This is a genomic window from Pseudoalteromonas sp. SR45-5 (assembly GCF_014163565.1).
GTDB lineage: Bacteria > Pseudomonadota > Gammaproteobacteria > Enterobacterales > Alteromonadaceae > Pseudoalteromonas > Pseudoalteromonas distincta.
On record NZ_JACJDN010000689.1, the window covers coordinates 1 to 1995 of the forward strand.

2 protein-coding genes are annotated in these 1995 nt (G+C 37.5%); both read right to left on the minus strand.

Features of this window, described 5'->3' with window-relative positions; all coding sequences use genetic code 11:
• On the minus strand, positions 1 to 487 hold a 487-nt coding region (locus H5072_RS18040; RefSeq protein WP_182694336.1), incomplete at its 3' end, for a hypothetical protein.
• A gap of 56 nt (positions 488 to 543) precedes the next feature.
• Positions 544 to 1995: EAL domain-containing protein (locus tag H5072_RS18045; protein WP_182694337.1), on the minus strand; the 1452-nt coding region annotated here is incomplete at its 5' end.

The window sequence follows — 1995 nt, forward strand, 5'->3', positions numbered from 1 at the left end:
CAACCGAAAAACCTCGATCATAAAAATATAAAATTTCGCCGCTGCTATTTATAAGTACCACACGAGAGTTATTTGGGCTTTGATTACCTGTAAACTTTTGAACTGTCTCGCCATCTTTATAAATAGTGATTACCCCACCCCATAATTCTTTAGGGATGCCTTTGCGCATACCGCTGTCTATAAATGTGCTAAACATACGTGGTGCCATGCCGGCAATGGTTGGTAGTTCGTATGTAGGGAGCGTTACGCCCGCCATATCTAAACCAATTAACCAACGGTCTATATCAAACTGGCTGTCTTGCTTGTACCCAATGAGCAGTAGTGTTTTATCTGCTTTAAAATCACTAGGTATAGTCACCATAGTTTGCTCTAAGCTTTCACCACTAATGCTTGGGAACTGCTTACCTGTTAATTGCTGGTTTGGGTACTGTGTTGTACATGCGCTAAGTAGTAAAAGTGCAAAAGCACTTAATGTTAATTTGATCATAATAAACCTAATATTTATAAATTTCATACCGATACGTTTAGTATGGCAGCTGAGATCTAAAAATGCTGATTAGTTATATAATTTTTAAATTTAGACGCAGTCATGGGTTTACCATACTTCCAGCCTTGTCCGTAATGCACACCCACTGTTTTTAAAATGGCTTCTTGCTCAGTGGTTTCAATACCTTCTGCTACACAGGTATAATTAAACTTATGCACAAGTTCCATAATATTCGGGATCATAGAGGCTTTTAAGCCCTCAGTTGTTATATCTTGAACAAACGTACGATCAATTTTAAGTTGATGAAAGCTCAAATTTTGTAAATTTCTTAAATTCGAATAACCCGTACCAAAGTCATCTAATGATAAGTTAAATCCCGATTCAACCAAGGTTCTAAAATGAGCATGCGCGATGCTTGTATCAAGGTATTCGTCTTCAGTTATCTCTAAACAAATAATAAAGCGTGAATTGGTAAGCTCTGTAATTTGTGGCAGCAACGACACGTTACCCAGCTCTACATCACACGGAAATATATTAAGCGACACTTTAAAGCCTTCAGGCAATACCTCTATAGAGGTTAGCTCTTTGATTGTAGTGGCAATCATGGCCTCAGTAAAAGTCCAGGTTAAATTGTTCTTTCTAATAACCGGAATAAACTCATCAGGAAATAAAACACCGTAATTATCTTCAAAACGTGCAAGTACCTCGCAACCAATCAGCTTGCCACTTTGCAAACAAATAATAGGCTGGTAAGTCCAATAAAATGATCCCTTTTTGAGTCCTTTACGAATACGCTGATTAATAGAGCGACGTGCAGCAATTCTTGCATCAACTATTAACGCACTCGATATTCCCGCTAAACAGGTTAAAATTAACGAAATTATTAGTAATAAGTGGTTATTAGAAAAAAACAGACTCCAAGATAAGTGCACTACCACACAATATTGGCTACTTGCAGAACTGCAAACTAAATTAGTTTCGTAAGGAAAGAAAACATTGTTTTTTACTTGAAGGTAGAGATCCTCTTTACCTGCTAAATGATGCAAAGTATTTGGTGTTTTATAAACAACTTCCCAATCTGGCACAGTAATGCCAATGTTGGTAAAGGGAGTACTCTGCATAATTAAATTATAGTCCCCTTGTCTGACTATAATTACCTCCATAGGGCGCTCACTAAATAATAATAGATAAAGCTCTGGCTCAAAACGAACCCTCACCTGTTCATCATCTCGAATAAAGTCAGGCTGTTTGTCGTTAATTGGTTTACTTAATAAGCCTGCACCCGTAGTACAAACTAGCTGATTATCTTTAAAAAAACCTATATCAATTACATATTTTGCGTCAAATAAAGCTCGGCGCATCTCAAGAAGAGTTGTGTTGTCACACTGTTTAAACGCAAGCTTATTTAATGGGGTAAGTATTCGACGCCGCTCTGCAATTGCACCTTCTACATGAGTGAGAATATACTCAGCATCTGACTTTGTTTGTGCTGTTAATTGCTGCGCTGC